We start from the raw sequence: 23,348 nt of genomic DNA on the forward strand, positions 1-23,348 counted from the left end.
GGATCCCGGGCGGCGATGCGCCGTCGGCACCGACTCACTTGCCTGCCCCCGCGGTCATACCGCCCACCAGGTACCTCCGGCCCAGGGCATACAGGACGATGATCGGGATCGAGGAGAGGACCACGGCGGCCATCACCACGGGCACGTTCGTCGCGTACTCGCCCTGGAAGGACCACAGCGCGAGCGGCAGCGTGCGCTTGTCGGGGCTCTGGGTGAGGATCAGCGGGAACAGGAACCCGTTCCACGACATCAGCGCCTGGTACACGCCCACGGTGACCAGCGCGGGGCGGGTCATCGGGAAGGCGAGGCGCCACATCTTCTGCCACTCGCTGCAGCCGTCGATGTCCATCGCCTCGAACAGCTCGCCGGGCACGTCGCGCATCGAGTTGGAGATGATCAGGATGCTCAGCGGCAGGCCGAAGGCGATGCCGGGGAGCATCAGCGCCCCGAGCGAGTCGTACATGTGCAGGCGGATGATCAGCAGGTAGATCGGCACGATCGTCGCCTGCACGGGGATCGCCAGCCCCAGCAGGAACACACTGCGCAGGGGCCTCGAGAAGCGGCCGGTCGCGCGGACGATCGAGTACGAGGCCATGAAGGCCATGAGCACCAGCGGGACCACCGTGCCGAGCGCGACGAGCACGCTGTTGACCAGGTACATCCCGAAGTCGGCCTCGAGGACCGCGGTGAAGTTCTCGAACGCGAGCGTCGCCGAGGGCAGCACGGGGTTCGAGCCGAAGTACGTGGAGATCGACTTCAGGCTGGTGATCCCCACGAAGTAGATGGGCAGCAGCACGAGCAGCAGCCAGAGCCAGCCGAAGGCTCCTCCGATCCAGTTCCTGCGCATGGCTCAGGCTCCTTCCGTCTGGCTGGCAGAGGCGTCCTTGCCGCCCAGGCGCTGCACGCCGAGCGCGAGGCCGAGGCCCAGGACCACGAGGATCACGGCGAGGGCGCTCGCGACCCCCATCTCGTTGCCGCGGAATCCGGTGAGGTACATGTCCAGCGGCAGGATCCGCGTGGACGTGCCGGGACCGCCCTGGGTGAGCACGAAGATGATGTCGAAGTAGGTCAGAGCGCCGACGACCATCAGGGTCGAGCTCGTGATCAGCGTGTACTTCAGCTGCGGCAGGGTGATCGAGAAGAACTGGCGCACGCGGCCGGCGCCGTCGATCTGCGCCGCCTCGTACATCGTCTGCGGGATCTGCCGCACCGCGCCCTGGTAGATGAGGGTGTGGAAGGGGATGAACTGCCAGGCGATGATCACCAGCAGGACGATCCACACGAGGGTCGAGTCGCCCAGCCAGTTCTGCTTGAGGAAGGGCATGTTCAGCCCGCTCGCGAGCCCGAAGTTCGGGTCCAGCAGCGACTTGAAGGTGATCGCGATCGCCGCCGAGGACAGCAGCAGCGGCAGGAAGTAGAGCACCGCGAGCACGTTGCGGTAGCGCTGGCGGCCGGCGAGGAACGTGCCCAGCAGGATGCTCAGCGGCGTCTGCAGCACCCAGGTCGCCACGATCATGAGCACCACGAGCGCGAGCCCGTGCCAGGTGGTGGAGCGGGTGAGCACCTCGCCCCAGCTGGTGAGCCCGGTGAACGTGATGGCGCCGATGCCGTTCCACGAGGTGAAGGACAGGACGAGCACGCCCACCAGCGGCAGCAGCGCGAAGATCGCGAAGAAGGCGAGCGCGGGCAGGGCGAACAGCACGTGGGAGAGCTGGAGGGGCTCTCGGCCGGGGGCGCCGCGGGCCGTGCGCTCGGCGCCCCCTGCGGTGCGGTGCACCGCGGCGTCCGGGAGGCGCTCCACGCGCTCGCCGCTCTCGAGCCGCTCGCCGTGATCGAGGCGGGCCGATGGGCTGGTCATGCTCAGGCCCCCTTGCCGCTGTTCATGTTCTCGGCGAACTGCTCGGGCTCGAGCTTGCCCAGGAACAGCTGCTCGGTGTTCACCAGCAGCGTCTCGGCGTCGGTGGGCTGCAGCGCCTGGTCCCAGGACTGGGTGAAGGCCGACGCGTCCTGGAGGGACTGGTAGACCCACTGGAGGTAGTCGGCGTCGTCGCTCGCCTTCAGCGCGTCCTCCTGCCCGGTGATGACGGGGGCGGAGCCGGAGTCGACGAAGGCCGCGGCCACGTCGTCGGTCATCATGCCGTCGAGGAAGAAGTCCTTGGCGACGGTCTTCTCGGCGTCGGAGGCGGCAGAGGACAGCGAGACGTAGTTGCAGGGGTTGCCCACGAGGTCGCCGAGCTCGCCCTTGCCGCCCTCGATGGTGGGGAAGGGGCCGTAGCCCAGGTGCCCGCCGGAGACGAAGTCGCCGCCGCTGGCCTTCATGCCGCCGAAGGTCCAGCCGCCGTGCAGCATGAGGGCGGCCTTGTCGGACCACAGCAGCGCCTGGTCGGTGTTGGAGTCGGCGGCCATGGACTCGAAGCCGTCGGCGAAGGCCTTGACCTCCAGCAGCTCCTTGACCCTGTCCCCCATCTCGACGACGGCGTCGTCGAGCCAGGCGTCCTTCTCCCCGGCGGCGATCCTCTCGAACACCTTCGGCCCGCCGATGCGGTCCAGCAGGTACTCGAGCCACATCATCGAGGTCCAGCGGGACTGGCCGGCGAGGGAGATCGGGGCGACGCCGCCCGAGTGGGCCTTCTCGATGACGTCCAGAAGGTCGTCCCAGGTGGTGGGGGCCTTCGCACCGATCTTCTGGAGCACCGTCTTGTTGTGGAACATGATGATCGGCTGGGTCGCGCCGATCGGGAGCGCATAGATCTTGTCATCGACGGTCGCGGCGCCCCACACCGACTCGATGAAGCGGTCCTTGAAGTCGGCGTTCTCCTCGAGCCACGAGGTGAGGTCGTCGACCTGCTTCTCCTCGGCGTAGGTGCGCAGTCCGCCGCCGCCCCAGCCGTAGATGATCGTGGGCGCCTCGCCCGCGCCGATGGCGGTGCGGATCTTCTGCTTGTAGGCGTCGTTCTGGAAGAACGTGAGGTCGATGGTGCCCTTGTCGAGCTCGTTGAAGGCGTCGACGGAGTCCTTGTAGATGCCTTCGTTCGGCTGTCCCGAAAGCTGCCAGAAAGTTGCGGAGTCGACGCCGCCCGAGGAGCCGGATCCGCCGGGGCCCGACGTGCCGCAGGCGGCGAGGGCGAGGGCGGAGGCGCCCGCGGCGGCGCCGAGCGCGGTGCGGCGCGAGATGAGGGGTGTGTGCATGACCTGCTCCTGCTGTCGACGGTGACGAGAAGTGCGGTGGGAAGCGGGTGCGCTGCGGGCCGACGGCCATCGCCGCGCGATAAGTGAGGCTAATTTACAAAGCCGTGCGGGATTGGTCAAGGGGTCGGCGACGTTGGGGATCGGGAGTGCATTGTCGTTCGAATCCGCAGGTCAATCGCATGTATGAGGCGGGGCGCAGGGCGGGTGCGTGGTGGTGGCGATGGTGTCTGGGCATTTCTCCTCCCGCAGCGGCGGTCTGCATGGAGCCGTGCCGGCTCCTGTCCTGACCCCCGATGCGGTGGTCGGTCGCGGCGGGGTGAGAGAGGTGTGTCCTCCCTGCTGCGCGGTTCCCGGCACAGGGCGCGGTGCCCGCCGGCGGGGCGCGGGAGAAGAGGTGCGGCGAGTACGGTGACTCCATTGCTGCCCGGGACGAAAAGTTTCGAAACGGAGCGTGTCGGATGCTCCGGCGGAGTGGCGGGCGAGGAGTCAATGGGGATGCGAGGTGCGGTGGACATGAGGGGCGATGCAGGTGGCGCGCACAGGAAACGTGCGCGCGGGAGCGCGACGGGTGACGGGAGCAGCCGGGGTGGCGGAGCGCAGCAGCGGAAGGTGACCCTCGGGGAGGTCGCCCGCCGGGCCGGCGTCTCGCTCGCGACGGCCTCGAAGGTGATGAACGCGCGCGCCGACGTGCGCGAGGAGACCCGCGAGCGCGTGTCCCGCATCGCGCGGGAGCTCGGGTACGCGCCGCGGACCCGCGCGCCGCGACCCGGCCCCCTCGCCCTCATCCGCTTCCCGCGCCTGGACAGTCCCTACGTCATCGACATCCTCGCCGGGGCCGAGCACGCCGCGCAGCGCGCGGGGGCCCAGCTCCTCGTCGAGACCGGTGGAGGCGACATCGGAACCCAGGAGCCGCTCACCCGGGACCGGATGGAGGAGGCTGCGGGACGCGGCGCCGCGGGGATCATCGCCGTCACCACTCCCGTCGGCCCCGAGCATGCGCACTGGAGCCGCGAGCTCGACCTGCCGCTCATCGTCATCGACCCCATCTCGGTGCCGGACGCGGCCGTCGGCGCGCCCGTTCCGGGCCTGGTGACGATCGCGGCGACGAACTGGGAGGGGGCGGTCTCGGCTGTCCGCCACCTCGCCGAACTCGGCCACCGCCGGATCGCCACCCTCGCCGGCCCGGAGGAATCGATCCCCGGCAGGCAGCGCCTGCAGGGGTATCGCAGCGGGCTCGAGCAGCAGGGCATCGCCTTCGACCCGGCGCTCGTGCGGCACGGCCGCTTCGACGACGCCGACGGGGAGAGGGGAGCCGCGCAGCTCCTCGATCTCGAGGACCCGCCCACGGCGGTCTTCGCCGCCTCCGACGGGCTCGCGGTCGGCGCCCTGCGCGAGGCGCGCCGGCGCGGGCTCGATGTGCCCGGCGACCTCAGCGTGATCGGCTTCGACGACACCATCGTGTGCCGCTGGACGTGGCCCCGCCTCACCACCATCCGCCAGCCGCTGTACGCGATGGGGCAGGTCGCCGTTGAGCGCCTGCTCGCGCTCGCCGAGGACCCCGAGCTGTTCGCCCACCCCTTCCAGCTCGAGACGCGCCTGGTGGAACGCGAGTCCACCGGGCCCGGACCCGCTCGGGAGGTCCCGAACCCCGACACCGACGAGCACGTCTGAGCGGGTGGCGTCGCCTGGTCGGTCCGCGTCGTCGAGTCTGGCCGGGCCGCGGGGTCGAGCCGCGCCATCGGGCCTTTCGACGCGGGCGGCGCGAGCGATCAGGCCGCGCGGGCGATCCACTCGCCGGGGGCGGCGAAGACCGGCTCGAGCGCCCACCGCGCGGCGCCGCGCAGGGCGAGGTCGGCGGGGGCGTCCGAGCGCTCGATCGTGAGCGGGCCTGCCTCGGTCGCGAGCGCATGCTCGGCGACGGTCTCGCTGATCACGGGCCCGATCTCCTCGCCGATCGGGGCGAGGTGACCCGAGAGGACCACGGTCGAGAGGTCGAGGACGTTCAGGGCATTGGCGAGCGCGATGCCGATAGCACGGCCGATCGTGCCGATCACCTCGCTGCGGCCCCCGGTCCCGCCGTCACCGCCCTCGCGGGCGAGCGCGTCGACCAGCTCCTCCAGTGACGCATCCGCGCCGAGTCCCGCGCGCTCGCGCAGGGCGTGCGCGGACACGTACGCCTCGAGGCAGCCGCGTCGCCCGCAGCGGCAGAGCGCACCGCCGGGCTCGACGACCATGTGCCCGAACTCGCCGGCCCAGCCGTGCTCGCCCTCCAGCACGCGTCCGCCCAGAACGACCGCGCCGCCCACGCCGGTGTGTCCGCGCAGGTAGAGGAAGGACTGGCCAGGTCGTTGATCGAGCTCGGTGAGCACCGAGAGGCGGTTGTCGTTCTGCGCGAGCACGGGGAGACCGGCGAGCTCGGGCCGCTCGCCCAGCCGGGCGACGAAGGGGACGTCGGTCCAGCCGAGCCCGGGCGCCGAGAGCACGGACCCATCGGCCGGATCGATCCGTCCCGGCAGGGCCGCGCACACCCCGACCACGGGCAGCGGTGCCGGAACGTCGGCACTCGCCGCCTCGCGCGTCCGCGCGACGAGCCGTCCGCAGGTCTCGATGACATGCTCCGGCCGTGCGCGGATGACCTCCAGGGGTTCATCGACCGCTGCGAGCACGTCTCCGGTCAGGTCCGTGGCCGCGCAGGAGACGCCGTCGGCCGTGACCTCGAGGCCGATCGCGAGCAGCGTGCCGCTCGCAGGGCGCAGCGGGACCATCGGCCGACCGGTGCCGTGGATCAGCGGGGCGTCCTGCGCGACGAGGCCCGCCCCGATGAGCTCCTCGACGAGCTTGGAGACGGTGGGCTTGGTGAGCCCGGTGCTGGCGGCGAGGCCCGCGCGGGAGAGCGGCTCGGGCGCTGAGGAGAGGGTGCGCAGGCAGAGGGAGAGGTTGTGCTCCCGCAGGTGGGTGGACTGCACGGGGTGCTCCTCTCGTCGTTCGCCGCGGTGCTCGCCCGGTTGGGCTCGCGGCCGGGGCCGGGCGCGGTCGGGATCGTCGTCGGCCCGCTGAGCGTATCCGGTGGGCCGACGGGTCGAGCCGTGTCCGGGACCCGGGCGGGTCGAGTCCTGTCCGGTGCACTTGTGCCGTCGGACGGCGCCCGGTAGGTTAGTTGCCGCATCTTACTAAACAGAGGAGATCAACGATGACCGCACCCACCCCCACCCGCGAGGACCGCTTCTCCTTCGGCCTGTGGACCACCGGCTGGACCGCGAAGGACCAGTTCGGCGACCCGACGCGTCCGCCGCTCGAGCTCACCGCGCACATCCGCCGGCTCGCCGAGATCGGTGCCTGGGGCTTCACCTTCCACGACAACGACGTGGTCCCCTTCGGGGCGAGTCCCGAGGAGCGCTCGCGCATCATCGAGCAGCTGAAGAGGGTCACGGAGGAGACGGGCCTGGTGATCGAGATGATCACGACCGACACCTTCGCCCACCCGGTCTTCAAGGACGGCGCCTTCACGAGCAACGACCGCGCCGTGCGCCGCTACGGCCTGCGCAAGGTGCTCACGAACGTCGACCTCGCCGCCGAGCTCGGCGCGAAGACCTTCGTCATGTGGGGCGGGCGCGAGGGCGCCGAGTACGACGGCTCCAAGGACCTGCTCGCCGCGCATCAGCGCTACGCCGAGGGCATCGACACCGTCGCCGGATACATCAAGGACAAGGGGTACGACCTGCGGGTCGCCCTCGAGCCCAAGCCCAACGAGCCCCGCGGCAACATCTTCCTGCCCACCGTCGGCCACGCCCTCGCCTTCATCGAGCAGCTCGAGCACCGCGACATCATCGGCATCAACCCCGAGACCGGCCACGAGCAGATGGCGACCCTGAACTACACCCACGGCCTCGCCCAGGCGCTGTGGGCCGGCAAGCTCTTCCACATCGATCTCAACGGCCAGCACGGCCCGATGTACGACCAGGACCTCGTGTTCGGCCACGGCGACCTGATCAGCGCGTTCTTCACCGTGGACCTGCTCGAGAACGGCTTCCCCTCGAAGCCCGGCGCCTTCGAGGGCGCTCGCCACTTCGACTTCAAGCCCTCGCGCACCGAGCACGAGAAGGGCCAGTACGACGCGGCCGCGGCGAACATGGAGATGTACCTGATGCTCAAGGAGCGCGCGCTGGCCTTCCGCGCCGATCCGGAGGTCCAGGAGGCCCTGGCCTACTCGGGGATCGAGGATCTGGGCAAGCCCACCCTCGGCGCGGGCGAGTCGCTCGAGGACCTCCTGGCCGACCGCAGCGCCTACGAGGACTTCGACGTCGACGCCGCGGGGGCCCGGAACTTCGGATTCGTGCGCCTGCAGCAGCTGGCCATGCGGCATCTGCTGGGGTTCGCGGGGTGAGTGGGGAGCGTGGGCCCGGCTGATCGGGCGGCCGATGTCGCTGGGTGAGGTCTCGACGCGTATATGGGGTCGAGACCTCACCCGGCGACATCGAAGGCCGCACGCGAGGGGCATGAGCGCCCCCGCGCCTACTACGGCAGCACCACGTGCGCCTGCACCGGCAGGTGGTCGCTCGGGAAGACTCCGCCGGGCCGACGCGCGTCGATCGTCGCGTCCAGGACCCGCACGCCGGGGCTGAGCAGGATCCAGTCGATGCGGAAGTCGGACTCCTCGACCTCGCCGAAGAAGGGGAAGGTCGACAGCTGCGGGCTCAGGCGCTGCTCGGCCGCGACCCACGAGTCCTGCAGTCCGCCCCGCTCGACGAGGATCTCGTAAGCGGGGGAGTCCCCGGCGACGGAGTTGAAGTCACCGGTGGTGATCGTCGGCAGGCCCCACAGGGAGAACTGCCTCAGACGGTCGGAGATCAGCTGCGCGCCCTTGGCCTTCGCCTGCGTGATCACGTGGTCCAGGTGAGTGTTGAGGTGCACGAGGTCGCTCCCGCTCTCGCGATCGCGCAGGCGCGCCCAGGTGGCACCGCGCGGACCAGTGTTCCCCCAGGTCGTCGAGCCGATCACGCGCGGGGTGTCCGAGAGCCAGAACTGGTCCCAGGCGACCAGCTCGAAGCGCTCGGTGTTGAACAGGATCGGGTTGATGAGGCCCTGGCTGCCGCCCTTGACGCCCATCGTGCCGACGGCCCGATACGTGCTCCCGAGCCCCTCCTCGACGGGCCCGAAGGTGTGCATCTGCATCTCCTGCAGGCCCAGCAGGTCCGGCGTCACCTCCGCCATCAGATCGCGGATCGCGGGTGCGCGATGCGCCCAGTGGGCGGGCTCGCCCGGGGCGGTGGAGTCGGTCTGGAAGAGCGCATTGAAGCTCATGACGTGCACGGGGCGGGCGGCATCGTGCCGCTCGGCGGGCGCTTCGTGTCGCCGGTCGGGGATGTCCTGCTCGGGAGTCATCTGCGGGATCCTTCCTGGTGGCGTTGAAGGCCGGGGTTCCGCGTCGGCCGGGCGGAGGCTCAAGCCCCCTGGGGGAGCCGTGCGAGGATCGCCTCGGCGAACACCTCGACGATCTCGGGCGCGAGGTGGAGGTTGAAGGTCGGCTCGAACAGCTCGGCCTCGAGCAGCACGAGTCCGTGGTGCGCGGAGTCCACGGTATCGATCCGCGCGTACAGCGGCATCTGCTGGCCCGTCGCCCGGACCACCGCGGAGAGCACCTGTTTGGCGAAGGCGCGCTCCTCCGCCGTAGTCTCCACGACCACGGGGTTCTCCTCGTACACGCCGCCGATGAGGCCGCCGCCGCGGGCGAGCAGCGCACCCTTGGCGATCGCGTGGGTGAAGTGCCCGTCGATGAGGTAGAGCGCCTTCTCCGCGCCGGCCGAGAGCTCGGGCACCTCGGGCTGCAGCATCACGGTGCCGCCCTCGGCGAGGATCTCCAGGCCGAGCGCCTGCGCGGAGGGATCGCCGGCGCTGAACAGGCCGGTCAGGCGGGATCCGGCGCCGACGGCGGGCTTGAGGACGACATGCTCGGTGCCGTGCCCCACGAGCGCCGTGGCGAGCTCCGCCCCGTCCTCGAGGTAGTCCGTGGGGACGACGGCCACGCCCTCACGCTCGAGGTCGGCGAGATAGTGCTTGTCCATGTTCCAGCGCACCAGGGCCGGGTCGTTCAGCACGTGCGAGGCCGTGCCCGCGTGCTCCAGCCAGGCGTCGAACGCCCGGGGCTGGGTCGCGTAGTCCCACGGACTGCGCAGCACGAGCAGGTCCCAGGCGCCCCAGTCCAGGTCCTCGTGCCAGTCCAGGCGCGCGGAACGATGCCCGCGCGCCTCGAGCGCGGCCACGAGAGGTGCGGAGTCGTTGTCGTAGTCGAGGTCGGAGTAGAAGCTCGGGCTGGTGCCGATGATGCCGATGGATGCCACGTGACCAGCGTAGGGGCAGGGATGCGCCCACGCTCGGGCGTCCGCGGAGTCGGGGCGGGCGGCCGTCCCTGGGACGCCGACGACGGGAGGGCCGCCCCGCCGTGCCGCGGTTCAGTCCGCCGGGTCGCTGCCGACCCCGGCCCTCGAGTGGCACGAAATCGACGCCAAGATCGATCTTGGCGTCGATTTCGTGCCACTCGTCGGGCGACGGGAGGGGCGAGCCGTGGGCGGAGTGCGACGGGACGGAGAGTCGGCACGCTGGCTCAGTGCCAGTGCCAGTGCCAGTGCCAGTGCCAGTGCCGGTGCCGGTGCTGGCGCCGGTGATCGGGGGCCGGTCAGCCCTTCACCGCTCCCGCGACCAGCCCCTGCACGTAGAACCTCTGCAGTGCCACGTAGAGGATGATGCACGGGACCATCGCGACGACGGCCCCGGCGACGAGGAGCCCGTAGTCGAGCTCGCCGAAGGTGCCGGACTGCAGGTTCAGCAGCGCGATCGGCAGCGTGTAGAGGTTCTCCCGGGTGATGAAGGTGAGCGCTCCCAGGAACTCCGTCCACGAGGCGAGGAACGCGTAGAGCCCGGCGCTCGCCATCCCCGGCAGCAGCAGCGGACGCAGCACGCCCGTGAGCATCCGCAGCGTGCCCGCACCGTCGACGATCGCGGAGTCCTCGAGGGAGGAGGGCACCGCATCGCAGGCCGCCTTCATGACGAACACCCCGAAGGGAAGGTTCACCGTCGTGTAGAAGAGCACGAGCCCCAGCAGGGAGTCGGTGAGGTGCAGGGCGTTCATCTCGAGGTAGAGCGGGGTGAGGATCGCCTGGAACGGCACCATCATCGACAGCAGGATCACGGAGAACGCCACCCGGGCCCCTGGGAAGCGGAAGCGTGAGAGCCCGTATCCGGCGAGTGTGGCGATCACGGCCGTGAGCACCGCTGTGCCCAGGGAGACGATCACCGAGTTGATCAGGGCCGACCACAGCGAGCCGCTCGGAGACAGGATCTGCGCGAAGTTCTTCCAGGTGAGGTCGAACATCTGCGAGAGGGAGGCGGCGGTGACGATGGTGTCGTTGGGTTGGAAGGCCCGCAGCACCGCCCACACCAGCGGCAGGGTGAACACCAGGGCGAGGGTGACGCCGAAGGCGGCGTACAGCGTCACCTTCCCGCGAGGCTCGCGGTCGGTCGCGTGGGTCGCGTGGGTCGCGCTCATCGTCAGTCCTTCTCTCGCAGCAGCAGGAACTGGGCACCGGTGACCGCGGCGACCACGATCACCAGCAGCAGGGACATGGCGGTGGCAGAGCCCAGCTGGAGCTCGACGAAGGCGCGGTTGTAGATGTAGCCGACCATCGTCATGGTGTCCGTGCCCGGGCCGCCGCGGGTGAGGATGTAGAACTGGTTGAAGGCGAGCAGCGAGCCGATCACCGAGATGATCAGGGCGATCGCGATGGAGGGCCTGATGATCGGGATGGTGATCCGCCATTCGCGCTGCCACCAGGTGGCGCCGTCGATCTCGGCGGCCTCGTAGACCTCCGAGGGGACGCCCTGCATGGCGGACATCAGCAGGATCATGGTCAGCCCCGGCACGGTCCAGATCACGAGGAGGCACAGGAGGATCGTCGCGAGCGGCCCGTCGACCAGCCAGGCGGTGGTGCCGTCGGTGATCCCGAGAGCCTTCAGCAGCCGGTTGATCACGCCGGAATCCGGCTGCGCCTCGAGCACGAGCATGTAGCTCAAGGTCGTGAGGCCGACGACGTAGGGCACGAAGAAGATCGTGCGCAGCAGGGTCGAGCCACGACGGCGCCGCCGCACGAGCACCGCGAGCCCGTACCCGAGCACGAGGATCGGCACGGTCACGATGAGCGTGTAGACCAGCGTGTACCGCACGGCCTTGAACATGCCCGGGTCCTGGAGGGCGAGGCGGTAGTTGTCCAGGCCCACGAACCGGTACTCGCCGATCAGCGGCCAGTTCGTCAGCGAGATGTACACCGCGAAGACGAGCGGGACCAGGGCGAACAGTGCCACCAGCAGTACGGCCGGGGCCACCAGGAGGATGCCGGTGCGGGCCGGGTGCGTGAGGGAGCCGCGCCGTCGGCGCCGCGAGCGCGCCGCACCCGGCAGCGCGGGGAGAGCTTCTGAGCTGGATCGTGTCGTCATGACGTTCACGGCCTCGTCTGCTCGAGGATGCGGTCGTACTCGGACTGCGCGGACTGCATCGCGCCCTCTACGTCGCCGGCGAACACGGCTTCGCGGAACATCGCGAGCCAGGGACCGGCGGGCTGGTTGTACAGCAGGTTGTAGCCGAGGGTGAAGGGCACGTACCCGTCGGCGATCCCGTCGATGGGCGGGACCGCGAGCGGGAAGTCCTCGCGGAACCTGTCGGTCGCCGCATCGGAGCGTATCGGCAGGTAGCCGGCCTCCGGCAGGCGCTCCTGCTGCTCGACCGCCAGGAGGAAGCGGCAGAACTCCCAGGCTCCGGATGCGTTCGCGCAGCCGTTGGGGATGCACAGGTCGTCGCCGCCGGAGAACGTGGAGCGCCCGCCCTCAGGGCCGGGGATCAGCACGTTCGCGAAGCGACCGCGCATGTCCTCGGTCGCATCGGGCACGGCCATGCCGTAGCTGCCGGGGATCATCGCGACCCCGCCGGTCCGGAAGTCCGCTCCCCACTGGGTGCCGTCGTCGGAGTAGGTCCGACGAGTCACCAGCTCGCCCTTCCACAGGTCCCGGTGGAATTCCAGCACGGACTGCAGAGCGTCGTTGCCCTCGACGTTCCCGCGCTGGTCGGCGGGATCCTCGGTCACGAGGTCCGTCCCCGCCGCCCAGATCATCGGCTGCACGGTGAATCCGAGCGTCCCGGACGCGTTGCCGGGGAAGCTCCACGGCGTGACGTCGGGGGTCTTCTCCTGGAGGGTGCGGCAGGCGTCCAGCACGGACGGGAGGTCGGCGGTGGCCTTCTCGGGGTCGACTCCCGCGTCCTCGAGGATCTGCGTGTTGTACCAGAGGGTCGAGTAGTCGCCCAGGAACGGGATGCCGTAGTACCGCTTGCGGTAGGTGACCTCGCCGAGGTGGCCGGGGGAGAGGACGTCGGTGATGCCGAGCGCCTCGACCTGCTCGGTGAGGTCGGCGAAGGCGTCGCGGACGATGAACATCGGGCAGTTGATGAGGTCGAAGTCCACGAGGTCCGGGACGGTGCCGCCGCGGATCGAGGTCGCGAGCTTGGTGACGTACTGGGCGTCGGGGATCGGCGTGACGTCGACGGTCAGCCGGTCCTGTGCCTGGGAGAAGGCCTTCGCCGCCGCGGTGATCGCGTCCTGTGTTCCCGCTCTGCACCACACGCGCACCGTGCCCTTCGCGCCCTCGCCGAAGCCGCGTACGCTCGTATCGGTCGCCGGCAAGGTGCCCGAGCACCCCGCCAGCGCGGCCGCGCCCGCGGACACCCCGGCCAGAGCGCCGCCTCGAAGGAGCGTCCGTCGGCTGATCACGACGTCTCCCGCAGCGGCATCCACACGCGCATCGGGCCGATCTCGCGGTTCGCCCAGGCGAAGTAGGGGATCGCGCGCCAGGTGTGCGGGGTCGGCTCCGGGGTGGCAGATGACGCTGAACCCGACCAGGCGCGATACGGCCATGCCTGGTCCGCCGCGGGCACCTCGCCCTCTCCGGTCACGGTCGGGGGCGGGGGCGCGGCCCAGCCCGCGACGTCGAGGGCGACCACGCCGTCGAGCGCATCGATGCGGTGCTCGCGAACGGGCGCCGAGGGGTCGACGAGCGCGTCGTCCACGGTGCGCTGGCTTTCCTGGTCGGCCTGCTCGAGCGCATACACGAGCGGGCCGCGCTCCAGGGCGACCGCGCGGCGGGAAGCGTCGACCCGATGGGGAGCGGTGACGAAGCGGGCGCTCATCGGCAGGTCCAGCAGCAGCTCGTCACCGGGGGCGAAGATGCGCCGCACCGTGCGGGTGCCGGGGGAGAGGCGCGTCGAGCCGTCCCCGTCGGCCGAGTCGTCCGCGCCGCCCGCTCCCGCGGCGTCGACGAGACGCGCCCCATCGGCCCAGGTCGGCACGCGCAGTGTCAGCTCCGCCTCGGTGCTCGGGGCCCTGAGGACGCGGATGTGCACGCGACCGTGGTGCGGGTAATCGGTCTCGACCTCGATCGTGAAGTCCTCGCCGCCCACCTGCGTCCCGAAGCGGCCGCTCGCGAAGAGGTGCAGCTGCAGCCCGGCCCCGTCGGACGTCGCGACGTACTGGTCGAGGCTCGCCAGGGTGCGCATGACGTTCGGCGGGCAGCATGCGCAGTCGAACCAGCCGCGGCGACCGTGGGCGATGGAGCGGCCCTCGTCGGCGATCGCACCCTCGCGCAGCTGCAGCGAGTTCACATAGAAGAACTCCGTGCCCGCGAGCGAGACGCCCGGCAGCACGGCGTTGTGCAGGAGGCGGTCGATCGCGTCGGCGAAGGTCTCGTCGCCCGTGGCGAGCAGAAGGCGCCAGGCCCACTGCACGGCGGCGATGCCCGCGCAGGTCTCCGCATAGCCGCGGTCGGTGCCCAGCTCGAAGGGGTCGCCGAAGGCCTCCCAGTCCCAGCGCGATCCCATCCCGCCGGTCACATAGGTCTTGGTGGCCAGGGTCGTCGCGAACAGGCGCTGCTCGTGGGCGAGCAGCTCGGCGTCGTCGTCCTCGATCGCGAGGTCCGTCGCCCCCGCGGCGAGGTACAGGGCGCGCACGGCGTGGCCCTCGACCGTGGTCGTCTCCCGCACCGGCACACGGTCCGAGAAGTAGCCCGGGCCCGGGTCCTTCGAGGTGGTGGCATGGCCGCGGCGCTCGAGGAAGCCCCGCGCGAGGTCCAGGGCGTCGGTCCGGCCGGTCTCGCGGTACAGCTCGACGAGGGCCATCTCGATCTCCGGGTGCCCGGGGACGCCAGGGTTCCTGCCGGGGCCGAAGACCGTCGTCAAGTGGTCGAGAATCCGCAGCGCCACCTGCAGCAGCGCGTCGTCGCCGGCGCTGCGGGACTGGGCGACGGCGGCCTGCATGAGGTGGCCGTAGCAGTAGAGCTCGTGGTTCCACGCGAGGTTCGTATAGCGCTCCTCGCGCGAGTGGCGCAGCTGATGGACGCTGTTGAGGTACCCGTCCTCCTGCTGGGCGGAGGCGACGGTCGCGGTGACCTCCTCCATGAGTCGCCGCAGCTCGGCGTCGTCCTCGCGTCCCAGCTCGAAGGCCACGGCCTCGAGCCACTTGTAGACGTCCGAGTCCTGGAAGATCATGCCGTGCGCCTCGCCCTCGGCGCTCCCGGCGGCGATCCGGAAGTTCTGCAGCGTGCCGGAGGCCTCGAGCTGTGCGTGCCCCGCGCGCAGGGCATCGCGCCGGTTGCGCTCCTGACGGAGGCCCCAGAACCCGCCGTCGATGCGGGCGGCGCCCGGTGCGAGGGGATGCAGCCGGACGCGGGCAGACGGGGTGGGCCGCACCGGGGCGGCGAGGGCGGGTGCCGGGCGCGCCGTCTGAGCGGCGGCGGGCTCGGGGCGGCTGGGGGCGGCGGAGCCGGACGGCTGCGTCATGGGTGCTCTCCTTCGAGCAGTGGGAAACTAGGCAAACGTTTGCCTCACGTCACAGTATGCGAGGTCCTTCGCCGCGGACGCAAGCCCCCTGACGTACAGTTCCTGCATGTCTGCGCATTCCTCCGTCCCTCCCGTCGTGAAGATCGGCGATGTCGCGCGCGCTGCGGGAGTTTCCGTGGGAACCGTCTCCAAGGCCCTGAACGGGACCGGCAGCCTGCGGGCCGAGACGCGCCGACACGTCCAGGAGGTCGCGGACCGTCTCGGGTTCGTCGCCGATTCTCGCGGGCGAGGGCTCTCGAGCGGTCGCACCTTCACCGTCGGCTTCCTGACCACGGACACCTTCGGCCGATTCACCCTGCCGATCCTCATGGGTGCCGAGGACGCGCTCGCCGTCGGGCGCATGGCGGTGATCCTCGCCGACACCCGAGACGACCCCGCCCGCGAGGAGCACCTTCTGCGCTCACTGCGCGGTCGACGCGTGGACGGCCTCGTCGTCACGGGCCGCACCACGGACGAGCGCCCCCCGGTGGACATCGACATCCCCGTCGTGCACGCCTTCGCCCCCTCGTCGGACCGGGACCGGCCCGCCGTGCTGAGCGACGAGAGCACCGGCGCGCGCATGGTCGCCGAGCACCTGCTGGCGATCGGCCGCACCCGGGTCCTGCACGTGACGGGACCGCGCCGCCATCACTCGGCGACCGTCCGGGCGGAGGTCGTCGCGGGTGTCCTCGGCGAGGCCCTGGTCGGCCAGGCGATGTTCGGCGAGTGGAGCGAGGAGTGGGGTCGGCGCGCCGTCGACCTCGCCCTCGCGTCGGGACTCTCCTTCGATGCCGTCTGCTGCGGCTCCGACCAGGTGGCGCGCGGGGTGCTGGACCGGCTGCGGGATCACGGCACGAGCGTCCCGGGCGAGGTCGCCGTCACCGGGTTCGACAACTGGGATGTGATGGCGCTCGCCGCCCGGCCGCCCCTGACCACGATCGATCTGTGCCTGTGGGACGTCGGACGCAGTGCCGGCCGCATGCTCCTGGATCTCATCGAGGGGCGCGAGGTCGCCGAGCGCCGCGTGGTCGTGCCGCCCCGCCTCGAGGTGCGCGGCTCGACCGTCTGAAGCTCCCCGTCCAGTCGGCATCGACGGTTCGGCCGTGAGGGGTCGGTCGCCGCGCCCCGCCGCTCGCCGCCCGCCGCACCCTCATCCTCGACAGCCCGTGCCGTTCATGGTCTACGATGCGGGAAAGCGGTTACCCACATCGTGCTCGCGATGACTCGACGGGGGCCGCCCCGACGCACCCGACCCGGCACCGCCGCCGGACACCAGGAGACCCCCATGACCCAGCGACGCATCGGCATCATCGTCAACGGCGCGAGCGGCCGCATGGGCTACCGCCAGCACCTCGTGCGCTCCCTGCTGGCGATCCGCGAGCAGGGCGGCGTCGAGCTCGCCGACGGCACCCGCCTCGTGCCCGACCTGCTGCTGGTGGGCCGCAACGAGGAGAAGCTGCGCGCGATCGCCGAGCGCCACGGCCTGACCGAGTGGACCACCGACCTCGACGCCGCGCTCGCCGACGATCGCTTCGAGATCTACTTCGACGCCCTGGTCACGAACCTGCGGGTCGCGAACATCCGCAAGGCGATCACCGCCGGCAAGGCCATCTACACGGAGAAGCCCACGGCCGAATCCCTCGACGACGCCCTCGCGCTCGCCCGCGAGGCGAAGGCCGCCGGCGTCGTCACCGGCGTCGTCCACGACAAGCTCTACCTGCCCGGCCTGCTCAAGCTGCGCCGCCTCATCGACGAGGGGTTCTTCGGGCGCATCCTCTCGGTGCGCGGCGAGTTCGGCTACTGGGTGTTCGAGGGCGATCACCAGAGCCCCCAGCGCCCCTCCTGGAACTACCGCGCCGAGGACGGCGGAGGCATCGTCGCCGATATGTTCCCCCACTGGAACTACGTCATCGAGAACCTCTTCGGCCGTATCGAGGACGTCTACGCGCAGGTCAGCACCCACATCCCTGAGCGCTGGGACGAGAAGGGCGAGCGCTACGAGGCCACGGCCGACGACGCCGCCTACGGCGTCTTCCGCCTCGAGGGCGGGACGATCGTGCAGATGAACTCGAGCTGGGACGTGCGCGTGGACCGCGACGAGCTCGTGCAGTTCCAGGTCGACGGGACGCACGGCAGCGCCGTCGTCGGCCTCTGGGGCGCGAAGATCCAGCCCCGAGCGGCGACCCCGCGCCCCACCTGGAACCCCGATGTGCCGGACGCCCACGACTACCGGGCCGACTGGCACGAGATCCCCGACAACGCCGGGCCCGACGGCTTCGACAACGGCTTCAAGGCGCAGTGGGAGGACTTCCTCGCCCACTGGGCCGAGGGCCGCGACTACCCCTACGACCTGCTCGCCGGCGCCCGCGGCGTGCGCCTCGCCGAGGCGGGCCTCGAGAGCTCCGCGCAGGGCCGACGCATCGCCCTCGATCCGCTGACGGAGGCGTGAGCGACATGACCGAGCAGGCCACCGGCACGACGACCCCGACGACCCCGACGACCCTGACGGCCCCGCGCCTCGCCCTCCTCGACGAGGACGGTGCTCTCCGGACGGCGCCGCTGCCCCCGTCGGCCGCCTTCGCCCGTCCCACCGCACCGCTGCGCTCGCGTGTGGTCTACGCGGCCTCGCACGTGGTCCCGCTCGCCCACGCCGACAACACCCCCGGCGCCCCCGCGGCGATCGACTGGGAGGCGACGCTCGGCTTCCGCCGCACGATCTGGTCCTGGGGGCTCGGCGTCGCCGACGCCATGGACACCGCGCAGCGGAACATGGGGCTGGATCCCGCGGCGACCCGGGAGCTCATCACCCGCAGCGCCGACGCCGCCCGCGAGGCGCTCGCCGATCCCGCGATCGCCCCACTGTTCGGTCCGGACGCCCAGGTCAGCGACCTCGTCGTCGCCGGGGTCTCGACCGACCACCGGGAGGAGGCGGAGCTCTCGCTCGACGAGATCGTGGACGCCTACCGCGAGCAGCTCGCGGCGACCGAGGAGTCCGGCGCCGGCGCCGTGCTGATGGCGAGCCGTCACCTGGCCCGTGCCGCGCGCTCGGCCGCCGATTTCGAGGAGGTCTACGTCCGCGTCCTCGAGCACGCCCGTCGTCCCGTGGTGCTGCACTGGCTCGGCACCGCCTTCGATCCGCAGCTCGAGGGCTACTTCGGCTCGTCCGACACCGCCGAGGCCGCGGACACCCTGCTGCGCATCATCGCCGCCGATCCCACGCGGATCCGCGGCGTGAAGATGAGCCTGCTCGACGACGCCGCGGAGGTCGCCGTGCGCGACCGCCTGCCCGCGGGCGTCCTCATGCTCACCGGCGACGACTTCCACTTCTCCCACCTCATCGTGGGCGACGAGGGCGAGAGCGGTTCCGCGCAGCGGAGCACCCCGGCCGACGGGGGCTTCTCCCACGCGCTGCTCGGCGCCTTCGCCGCGACCGCCCCGGCCGCATCGGCCGCGATCCAGGCGCTGGATGCGGGCGATGCCGCCCGTGCCCGTGCGATCCTCGACGACGCCGAGCGTCTGGCGCGGCAGGTGTTCGCCGCCCCCACCTACCACTACAAGGCCGGCGTCGCGTTCCTGTCCTGGCTCAACGGCCACCAGCGCGCCTTCCAGATGGTCGGCGGACTGCACAGCGCGCGCAGCCTCCCGCACCTCTCGCGCATCGTCGAGCTCGCCGCGGCCACCGGGAACCTCGAGGACCCGGCCCTGGCCGCCGAGCGCTGGCACGCGATGCTGCGCCTGCACGGCTTCGACCCCCAGGAGGCCCTCGCATGAGCGTCCCGCGCCCCGCGCCCGCATCTCGCCCCGCATCCGTCCCGCGCCTGTCCCTGAACCGCTGGAGCGTGCGCACCACCCCCATCGGCCAGGTGCTCGCGGCCTGCGTCGACGGCGGCATCGGAGGGATCGGCCTGTGGCGCCAGGACGTCGAGACCACGGGGCTGACCGAGCTGCGGCGCCGGGTCGACGACGCCGGGCTGCAGGTCACGAGCCTGTGCCGCGGCGGGTTCTTCACGGCCGCCGATCCTGCCGATCGCCGCGCCGCGCTCGAGGACAACCGCCGCGCGATCGACGAGGCCGTGGGACTCGGGACCGACGTGCTCGTGCTGGTCGTCGGCGGCCTGAGCCATGAGGACAAGGACCTCGCGGCCGCCCGCGAGCGGGTCGCGGAGAACATCGCGCAGCTCGCCCCGCACGCCGAACAGGCCGGGGTGCGCCTCGCGATCGAGGCCATGCATCCGATCTTCGCGGCCGACCGCGGCGTCGTCTCCACCACCGCCCAGGCCCTCGACATCGCCGAGCAGGTGGGCAGCGACGCCGTCGGCGCCATCGTGGACACCTATCACGTGTGGTGGGACCCGGGCCTGGCCGCATCCATCGCCCGCGCGGGCGCGAGCGGCCGCCTGCTGGGCTACCAGGTGTGCGACTGGATCCTGCCGCTCGCCGCCGAGACCCTGAACTCCCGCGGGTACATGGGGGACGGTTTCATCGACTTCCCCGCGATCACCCGCATGATCGCGGAGACCGGCTACAGCGGTCCGATCGAGGTCGAAATCTTCCACGAGGACGTCTGGGCGACGCCCGTCGAGCAGGCCGTGCGCACCATCCGCGAGCGCTTCGAGGAGCTGGTCCTGCCCAGCGCCTGACGCGGGTACCCGATGCGAGTGCCTGACGCGGGAGCCCGACCCGGGTCACCGGTCGGGGTCAGGCGCCGCCGACGGGGTGCGCCCGCGTCCGGTGGTCAGCCTGCCGGGGCACACGTGCTGCAGCGCTTCCCCGATGTCGTCGAGCGTGGCCGAGTACTGGGCGGGCTTGACCTTCAGTTCCTTGTCGCGCCCGGAGACGCGGATCCGCACACCGCCGCCGCGCATGTTGACCTCCTCGATGCTCTCGGCCGGGATCCAGATCGCCCCCTTCTCCGCGCGCAGGGCCTGCAGGCCCTTCCGCTCGAGGCGTCGGGTGATCCGCTCGGCCTGGCGGTCCTCGCGGCTGCCGCCCGCGAGCATCGCGAAGCCGTTGATCCTGCGGCGGATGTTCAGCAGGTCCTGGCATCGGACCCGGCCAGCCGCAGCGAGAAGCCGTCGGCCGCGCGCTCCATCTCACGGGAGCTCAGCTGCGCCGCCCAGACGTACAGTCGCGCGTAGCCGCGGAACAGAAGACCCCACGGGCCCGAGGAGTTGCGGCCGATCGCGACCAGGGCCCGCTGGGCGTGCAGCAGGAACGAGCCCAGTGCGCAGCACCCGGCCGCGTAGTGGCCGAGCTCGTGCGCGAGGACCGAGCGGAGCTCGACGATGGTGAGGACGAGCAGTGCCACCACGATCACCACCAGCGCGATCACGAGGACCGGGTAGAGGATCAGCATGAGCAGCGCAGGGAGTGCGCGGAGATAGGACATGGGTACGGGGCCTCCTGAGGTGCGGAGTGAGGGTAGGACTGCACGGGCGGACGCGGGACGGCTCTCCAGATTCCGTGCGTCGTCCGCGCGTGGCCCGGATGTCGAGAAGCCTCCTGCGTCCGTGCGCGCCTCGCGCGGAGACCACCCACCGCTGGACGATCGGGAAGCCCCTCAGCCCCGGACGCGGGATCGCCGGTCACCGCGGTGACGCGACCGTCCCCTGCTGTGCCTCCCTGTGGCGCGATCGCCGTGACCTGCCGCGACGCGATCGTCGTGGCCTACCGCGATGCGATCGTCGTGGCCTACCGCGACGCGGTCGCCGTGCTCTCGCGCAGTGCGATCTCCCCGGGCGCCGTCCAGACGGTCTGCGTCGCCGGAGGTTCCTCGCCGTCCTCTCCGAGCACCCAGCTCACGGCCGTGTCGGCGATCTGCTCGAGGGGGAGGGCGAGGGTGCTCAGGGTGGGGCTCGCGTCGAGACCGGCCGGGACCCCGCCGAACCCGGCGACGGCCACGTCCTGCGGGACCCGCAGTCCCTGGCGGCGCAGTTCGCCGATGGCACCGAGCGCCATGACGTCCGCCGGGGCGAACACGCACAGCGGAACTGCTGCCGCCGGGCTGTCGGTCCCGGTGCCCGCTCCGGTGTCCGCCCTGTCGCGCGTCCCGGCTCCCGCGGCCTCGTCGCCCTCGCGCAGGTGCTCGGCGACGCGCCGGGCGAGCTCGTGCCCGCCCTGGCGGTCGAGCGTCGCCTCGACGCTCAGCTCGGCCTCGAGGCCCGCCTCCGCGAGGCCCGCGAGGAATCCGCCTGTGCGGTGGGCGGCCGCGGGCACGGGACCGTGCGCGCCGACCACGGCGAAGCGACGATGTCCCTCCACGACCAGCGCGGTCGCGAGCGCCCGGGCGCCGTCGGCGTCCCCGACGTCGATCGTGCGGCCCACGCCCGGTGACTGGCCGATCCCGACCACCAGGCCGCCGTTGCGCGCGAACCCCTCGAGCATCGCCGTCAGGGTCTCGTCGGAGCTGGCGCCGTAGGACGAGGAGCCGACGATCACCAGGGCGTCCACGCGCTGGGCGATCAGCGCCCGGATCGCGCGCGACTCGGTCTCCGCATCGCGGTCGGTCTGGGTGAGCAGCACCTGCGTGCCCGAGGCGAAGACCCGCATCTGGATCTGCCGGGCGATCTCCCCGAAATACGGGTCGGAGATGTCGTGGACGACGAGTCCGATGAGCCCGGATCGGGAGCGCGCGAGGGCCTGGGCCTGCGCGTTCGTCACGTACCCGAGCTTCGCCGCCGAGCGCTGCACGCGCTCTGCGACGTCCTTGCCGGGCACCCTGTCCGAGCCGTTGAGAACCCTCGAGGCGGTGGCGAGCGAGACGCCGGCGTCTCGCGCGACGTCGGTGAGCCGGACGGCGGGCATGCGGCCTCCTGCAGATCGGGACGGCGTCCGCGCGGCACGGTGGGCCCGAGGACCGGGGCTCGGTGCCGCACGGACGGTTGCTGGGAAGGATACGTGCGCGAGCAGGCGCGCACCGACCGCGCTCGCGAGATCCCGGCTGTCCGTCACCTCGCCGACTGGCCCGGCGGTCGCCTACTCGCCCAGCAGGGCGTCCACGTACTCGTTCCTGAACACGCGGCGGGGGTCCAGTCGATCCCGCAGCGCCTGGAAGTCAGCGAGCCGCGGGTACTGGGCGCGCACGGCCTCCGGCGCCATCGTGAACACCTTCCCCCAGTGGGGGCGCGGCGAGAACGGGGCGAGCGCGGCTTCGACCTCGGGCAGCAGGGCACGGACCTCGTCCGGCCTGCTCTGCCAGGTGAAGTGGATGCACGCGCTCGCGCGCTCGTGGGCGGGGCTCAGCCAGAGGTCGTCGGCCGCGGTGGAGCGGATCTCCGAGACGATCAGCAGCGGGCGGATCCGCTCGGCCCGTTCGCTCACGGCGGCGACGGCCCGGCCCACCTGCTCGCGCGGCACGAAGTACTCCGACTGGATCTCCGCGCCGCTGCTCGGCGTGAACTCCATCCGGAAGTGGGGGAGGACCTCGAACGCGGGGCCGGGCCGCCCGCTCTGATCGGTGCAGAACGTGGGCGACATGCCCGGGGCCGGGTGGACCGGGCCCGGGGCGCGCCGCGCGCCGTGCCATGCGTCCGGCATCGGCTCCGCGTCGCCCTCGGCCTCCTGCTTCACCCACACCTGCGCGGTCTTCCCGTCCCAATGGTGGAACATGCTCACGCTGTAGGCGCTCGCGAGCACGGCGCCCAGGCCCTCGTCGCTCATCCGCTCGGGAGGCAGATCCAGGTAGACGGCCTGCCGCATCCGGAAGGCGGGCACCAGGTCGAGCTCGAGGCGCGTGACGACGCCCAGCGCGCCCAGGGCGAGCACCATCCCGTCGAACACCTCGGGGTCGGCCTCGCGGGAGAAGCCGACGAGGTCGCCGTCCGCCGTCACCAGTTCGATCGCCCGCACCGAGGACGCGAGCGACCGTTGGGCGTCGCCGGACCCGTGGGTGCCGGTCGCGCTCGCGCCGCCCACCGAGATGTGCGGCAGGGAGCCCATGCTCGGCAGCGCGAGGCCCTGTTCCCAGAGGGCGAGCACGAGCGTCCCGTAGCGCACGCCGGCGCCGACCCGGACCGTGCGGCGCGCGGTGTCGATCTCGATGCGCTCCGGCAGGGCGTCAAGGGTCACCAGGTCTGCGTCCGAGGCTGCGACCTGCGAGAACGAGTGGCGCGTGCCGAGCGCGCGGATCCGCGCCGAGCGGCCGACGAGGGCGCGCAGCTCGTCGACGCCCGTCGGCCGATGCAGCGGCCCCGGGCCGAGGTCGATCGTGCCCGACCAGCTGAGGCCCGGACGGGCGCCCGCGCTCATC

At 71.6% G+C, this 23,348-nt stretch carries 20 protein-coding genes; 6 read left to right on the forward strand and 14 right to left on the reverse strand.

What is annotated here, in order from left to right; translation table 11 throughout:
* Nucleotides 1-34: 34 nt before the first annotated feature.
* The 3 genes from FHG10_RS14615 to FHG10_RS14625 are packed head-to-tail and all read right to left on the reverse strand — an operon-like array spanning nucleotide 35 to nucleotide 3,189.
* Nucleotides 35-847: a carbohydrate ABC transporter permease gene (locus FHG10_RS14615; protein ID WP_152354093.1), complete on the reverse strand. Its 813-nt coding sequence runs from the start codon at nucleotides 845-847 to the stop codon at nucleotides 35-37.
* A 3-nt stretch (nucleotides 848-850) separates the two neighbouring features.
* Nucleotides 851-1,858 carry a carbohydrate ABC transporter permease gene (locus FHG10_RS14620; RefSeq protein ID WP_152354094.1) on the reverse strand — a complete coding sequence of 336 codons (1,008 nt, stop codon included), beginning with the start codon at nucleotides 1,856-1,858 and terminating at the stop codon, nucleotides 851-853.
* Between the two features lie 2 nt (nucleotides 1,859-1,860).
* Nucleotides 1,861-3,189 (reverse strand): extracellular solute-binding protein, encoded by a 1,329-nt coding sequence (locus FHG10_RS14625; RefSeq protein WP_152354095.1) that lies wholly within the window; start codon nucleotides 3,187-3,189, stop codon nucleotides 1,861-1,863.
* A gap of 609 nt (nucleotides 3,190-3,798) precedes the next feature.
* On the opposite strand from FHG10_RS14625, the gene FHG10_RS14630 reads away from it, so the two are divergent.
* Nucleotides 3,799-4,860 (forward strand): LacI family DNA-binding transcriptional regulator, encoded by a 1,062-nt coding sequence (locus FHG10_RS14630; protein WP_227488288.1) that lies wholly within the window; start codon nucleotides 3,799-3,801, stop codon nucleotides 4,858-4,860.
* Nucleotides 4,861-4,958: 98 nt separating this feature from the next.
* Here FHG10_RS14630 and FHG10_RS14635 read toward each other — a convergent pair whose 3' ends face one another.
* Nucleotides 4,959-6,155, reverse strand: coding sequence for an ROK family transcriptional regulator (locus FHG10_RS14635; RefSeq protein ID WP_152354097.1), 1,197 nt, complete (start codon nucleotides 6,153-6,155; stop codon nucleotides 4,959-4,961).
* A gap of 224 nt (nucleotides 6,156-6,379) precedes the next feature.
* Between FHG10_RS14635 and xylA the strand changes: the two genes are divergently transcribed.
* Nucleotides 6,380-7,573, forward strand: a complete 1,194-nt coding sequence (gene xylA / locus FHG10_RS14640) for a xylose isomerase (RefSeq protein ID WP_152354098.1) — start codon at nucleotides 6,380-6,382, stop codon at nucleotides 7,571-7,573.
* Nucleotides 7,574-7,704: 131 nt separating this feature from the next.
* Here xylA and FHG10_RS14645 read toward each other — a convergent pair whose 3' ends face one another.
* The 6 genes from FHG10_RS14645 to FHG10_RS14670 all read right to left on the reverse strand — a co-directional run bounded on the left by FHG10_RS14645 (nucleotide 7,705) and on the right by FHG10_RS14670 (nucleotide 15,061).
* Nucleotides 7,705-8,571, reverse strand: a complete 867-nt coding sequence (locus tag FHG10_RS14645) for an endonuclease/exonuclease/phosphatase family protein (protein WP_152354099.1) — start codon at nucleotides 8,569-8,571, stop codon at nucleotides 7,705-7,707.
* Nucleotides 8,572-8,630: 59 nt separating this feature from the next.
* Nucleotides 8,631-9,527 (reverse strand): ATP-grasp domain-containing protein, encoded by an 897-nt coding sequence (locus FHG10_RS14650; protein ID WP_152354100.1) that lies wholly within the window; start codon nucleotides 9,525-9,527, stop codon nucleotides 8,631-8,633.
* 335 nt (nucleotides 9,528-9,862) lie between these two features.
* A complete protein-coding gene (locus FHG10_RS14655; RefSeq protein ID WP_152354101.1) occupies nucleotides 9,863-10,732 on the reverse strand; it encodes a carbohydrate ABC transporter permease in 870 nt (289 codons plus the stop codon).
* Nucleotides 10,733-10,734: 2 nt separating this feature from the next.
* On the reverse strand, nucleotides 10,735-11,676 hold the full coding sequence (locus FHG10_RS14660; protein WP_152354102.1) for a carbohydrate ABC transporter permease: 942 nt from the start codon (nucleotides 11,674-11,676) through the stop codon (nucleotides 10,735-10,737).
* A gap of 5 nt (nucleotides 11,677-11,681) precedes the next feature.
* Entirely contained in the window at nucleotides 11,682-12,914 is a 1,233-nt protein-coding gene (locus tag FHG10_RS14665) for an ABC transporter substrate-binding protein (RefSeq protein WP_227488289.1), read from the reverse strand.
* A gap of 83 nt (nucleotides 12,915-12,997) precedes the next feature.
* A complete protein-coding gene (locus tag FHG10_RS14670) occupies nucleotides 12,998-15,061 on the reverse strand; it encodes a glycoside hydrolase family 127 protein (protein ID WP_152354104.1) in 2,064 nt (687 codons plus the stop codon).
* A gap of 106 nt (nucleotides 15,062-15,167) precedes the next feature.
* Between FHG10_RS14670 and FHG10_RS14675 the strand changes: the two genes are divergently transcribed.
* The 4 genes from FHG10_RS14675 to FHG10_RS14690 all read left to right on the forward strand — a co-directional run bounded on the left by FHG10_RS14675 (nucleotide 15,168) and on the right by FHG10_RS14690 (nucleotide 19,740).
* Nucleotides 15,168-16,169, forward strand: a complete 1,002-nt coding sequence (locus FHG10_RS14675) for a LacI family DNA-binding transcriptional regulator (protein ID WP_152354105.1) — start codon at nucleotides 15,168-15,170, stop codon at nucleotides 16,167-16,169.
* A gap of 216 nt (nucleotides 16,170-16,385) precedes the next feature.
* Nucleotides 16,386-17,549, forward strand: coding sequence for a Gfo/Idh/MocA family protein (locus tag FHG10_RS14680; RefSeq protein ID WP_152354106.1), 1,164 nt, complete (start codon nucleotides 16,386-16,388; stop codon nucleotides 17,547-17,549).
* A 5-nt stretch (nucleotides 17,550-17,554) separates the two neighbouring features.
* Nucleotides 17,555-18,871 (forward strand): DUF993 family protein, encoded by a 1,317-nt coding sequence (locus FHG10_RS14685; protein ID WP_152354295.1) that lies wholly within the window; start codon nucleotides 17,555-17,557, stop codon nucleotides 18,869-18,871.
* Entirely contained in the window at nucleotides 18,868-19,740 is an 873-nt protein-coding gene (locus tag FHG10_RS14690; protein WP_152354107.1) for a sugar phosphate isomerase/epimerase family protein, read from the forward strand. The genes FHG10_RS14685 and FHG10_RS14690 overlap by 4 nt, the downstream gene beginning before the upstream one ends.
* 45 nt (nucleotides 19,741-19,785) lie before the next feature.
* On the opposite strand, the gene FHG10_RS14695 is transcribed toward FHG10_RS14690, so the two are convergent.
* From FHG10_RS14695 to FHG10_RS14710, 4 genes are all read right to left on the reverse strand, one after another.
* The gene (locus FHG10_RS14695) at nucleotides 19,786-20,100 is read right to left on the reverse strand and encodes a hypothetical protein (RefSeq protein ID WP_152354108.1); all 315 of its coding nucleotides are present in this window, start codon (nucleotides 20,098-20,100) and stop codon (nucleotides 19,786-19,788) included.
* 29 nt (nucleotides 20,101-20,129) lie between these two features.
* The gene (locus FHG10_RS14700) at nucleotides 20,130-20,489 is read right to left on the reverse strand and encodes a M48 family metalloprotease (protein ID WP_152354109.1); all 360 of its coding nucleotides are present in this window, start codon (nucleotides 20,487-20,489) and stop codon (nucleotides 20,130-20,132) included.
* 302 nt (nucleotides 20,490-20,791) lie between these two features.
* The gene (locus tag FHG10_RS14705; RefSeq protein WP_152354110.1) at nucleotides 20,792-21,904 is read right to left on the reverse strand and encodes a LacI family DNA-binding transcriptional regulator; all 1,113 of its coding nucleotides are present in this window, start codon (nucleotides 21,902-21,904) and stop codon (nucleotides 20,792-20,794) included.
* Between the two features lie 171 nt (nucleotides 21,905-22,075).
* Nucleotides 22,076-23,347: a D-arabinono-1,4-lactone oxidase gene (locus FHG10_RS14710; protein WP_152354111.1), complete on the reverse strand. Its 1,272-nt coding sequence runs from the start codon at nucleotides 23,345-23,347 to the stop codon at nucleotides 22,076-22,078.
* Nucleotide 23,348: the final 1 nt, after the last annotated feature.

The organism is Brachybacterium subflavum (assembly GCF_009299795.1).
Classification (GTDB): Bacteria; Actinomycetota; Actinomycetes; order Actinomycetales; family Dermabacteraceae; genus Brachybacterium; species Brachybacterium subflavum.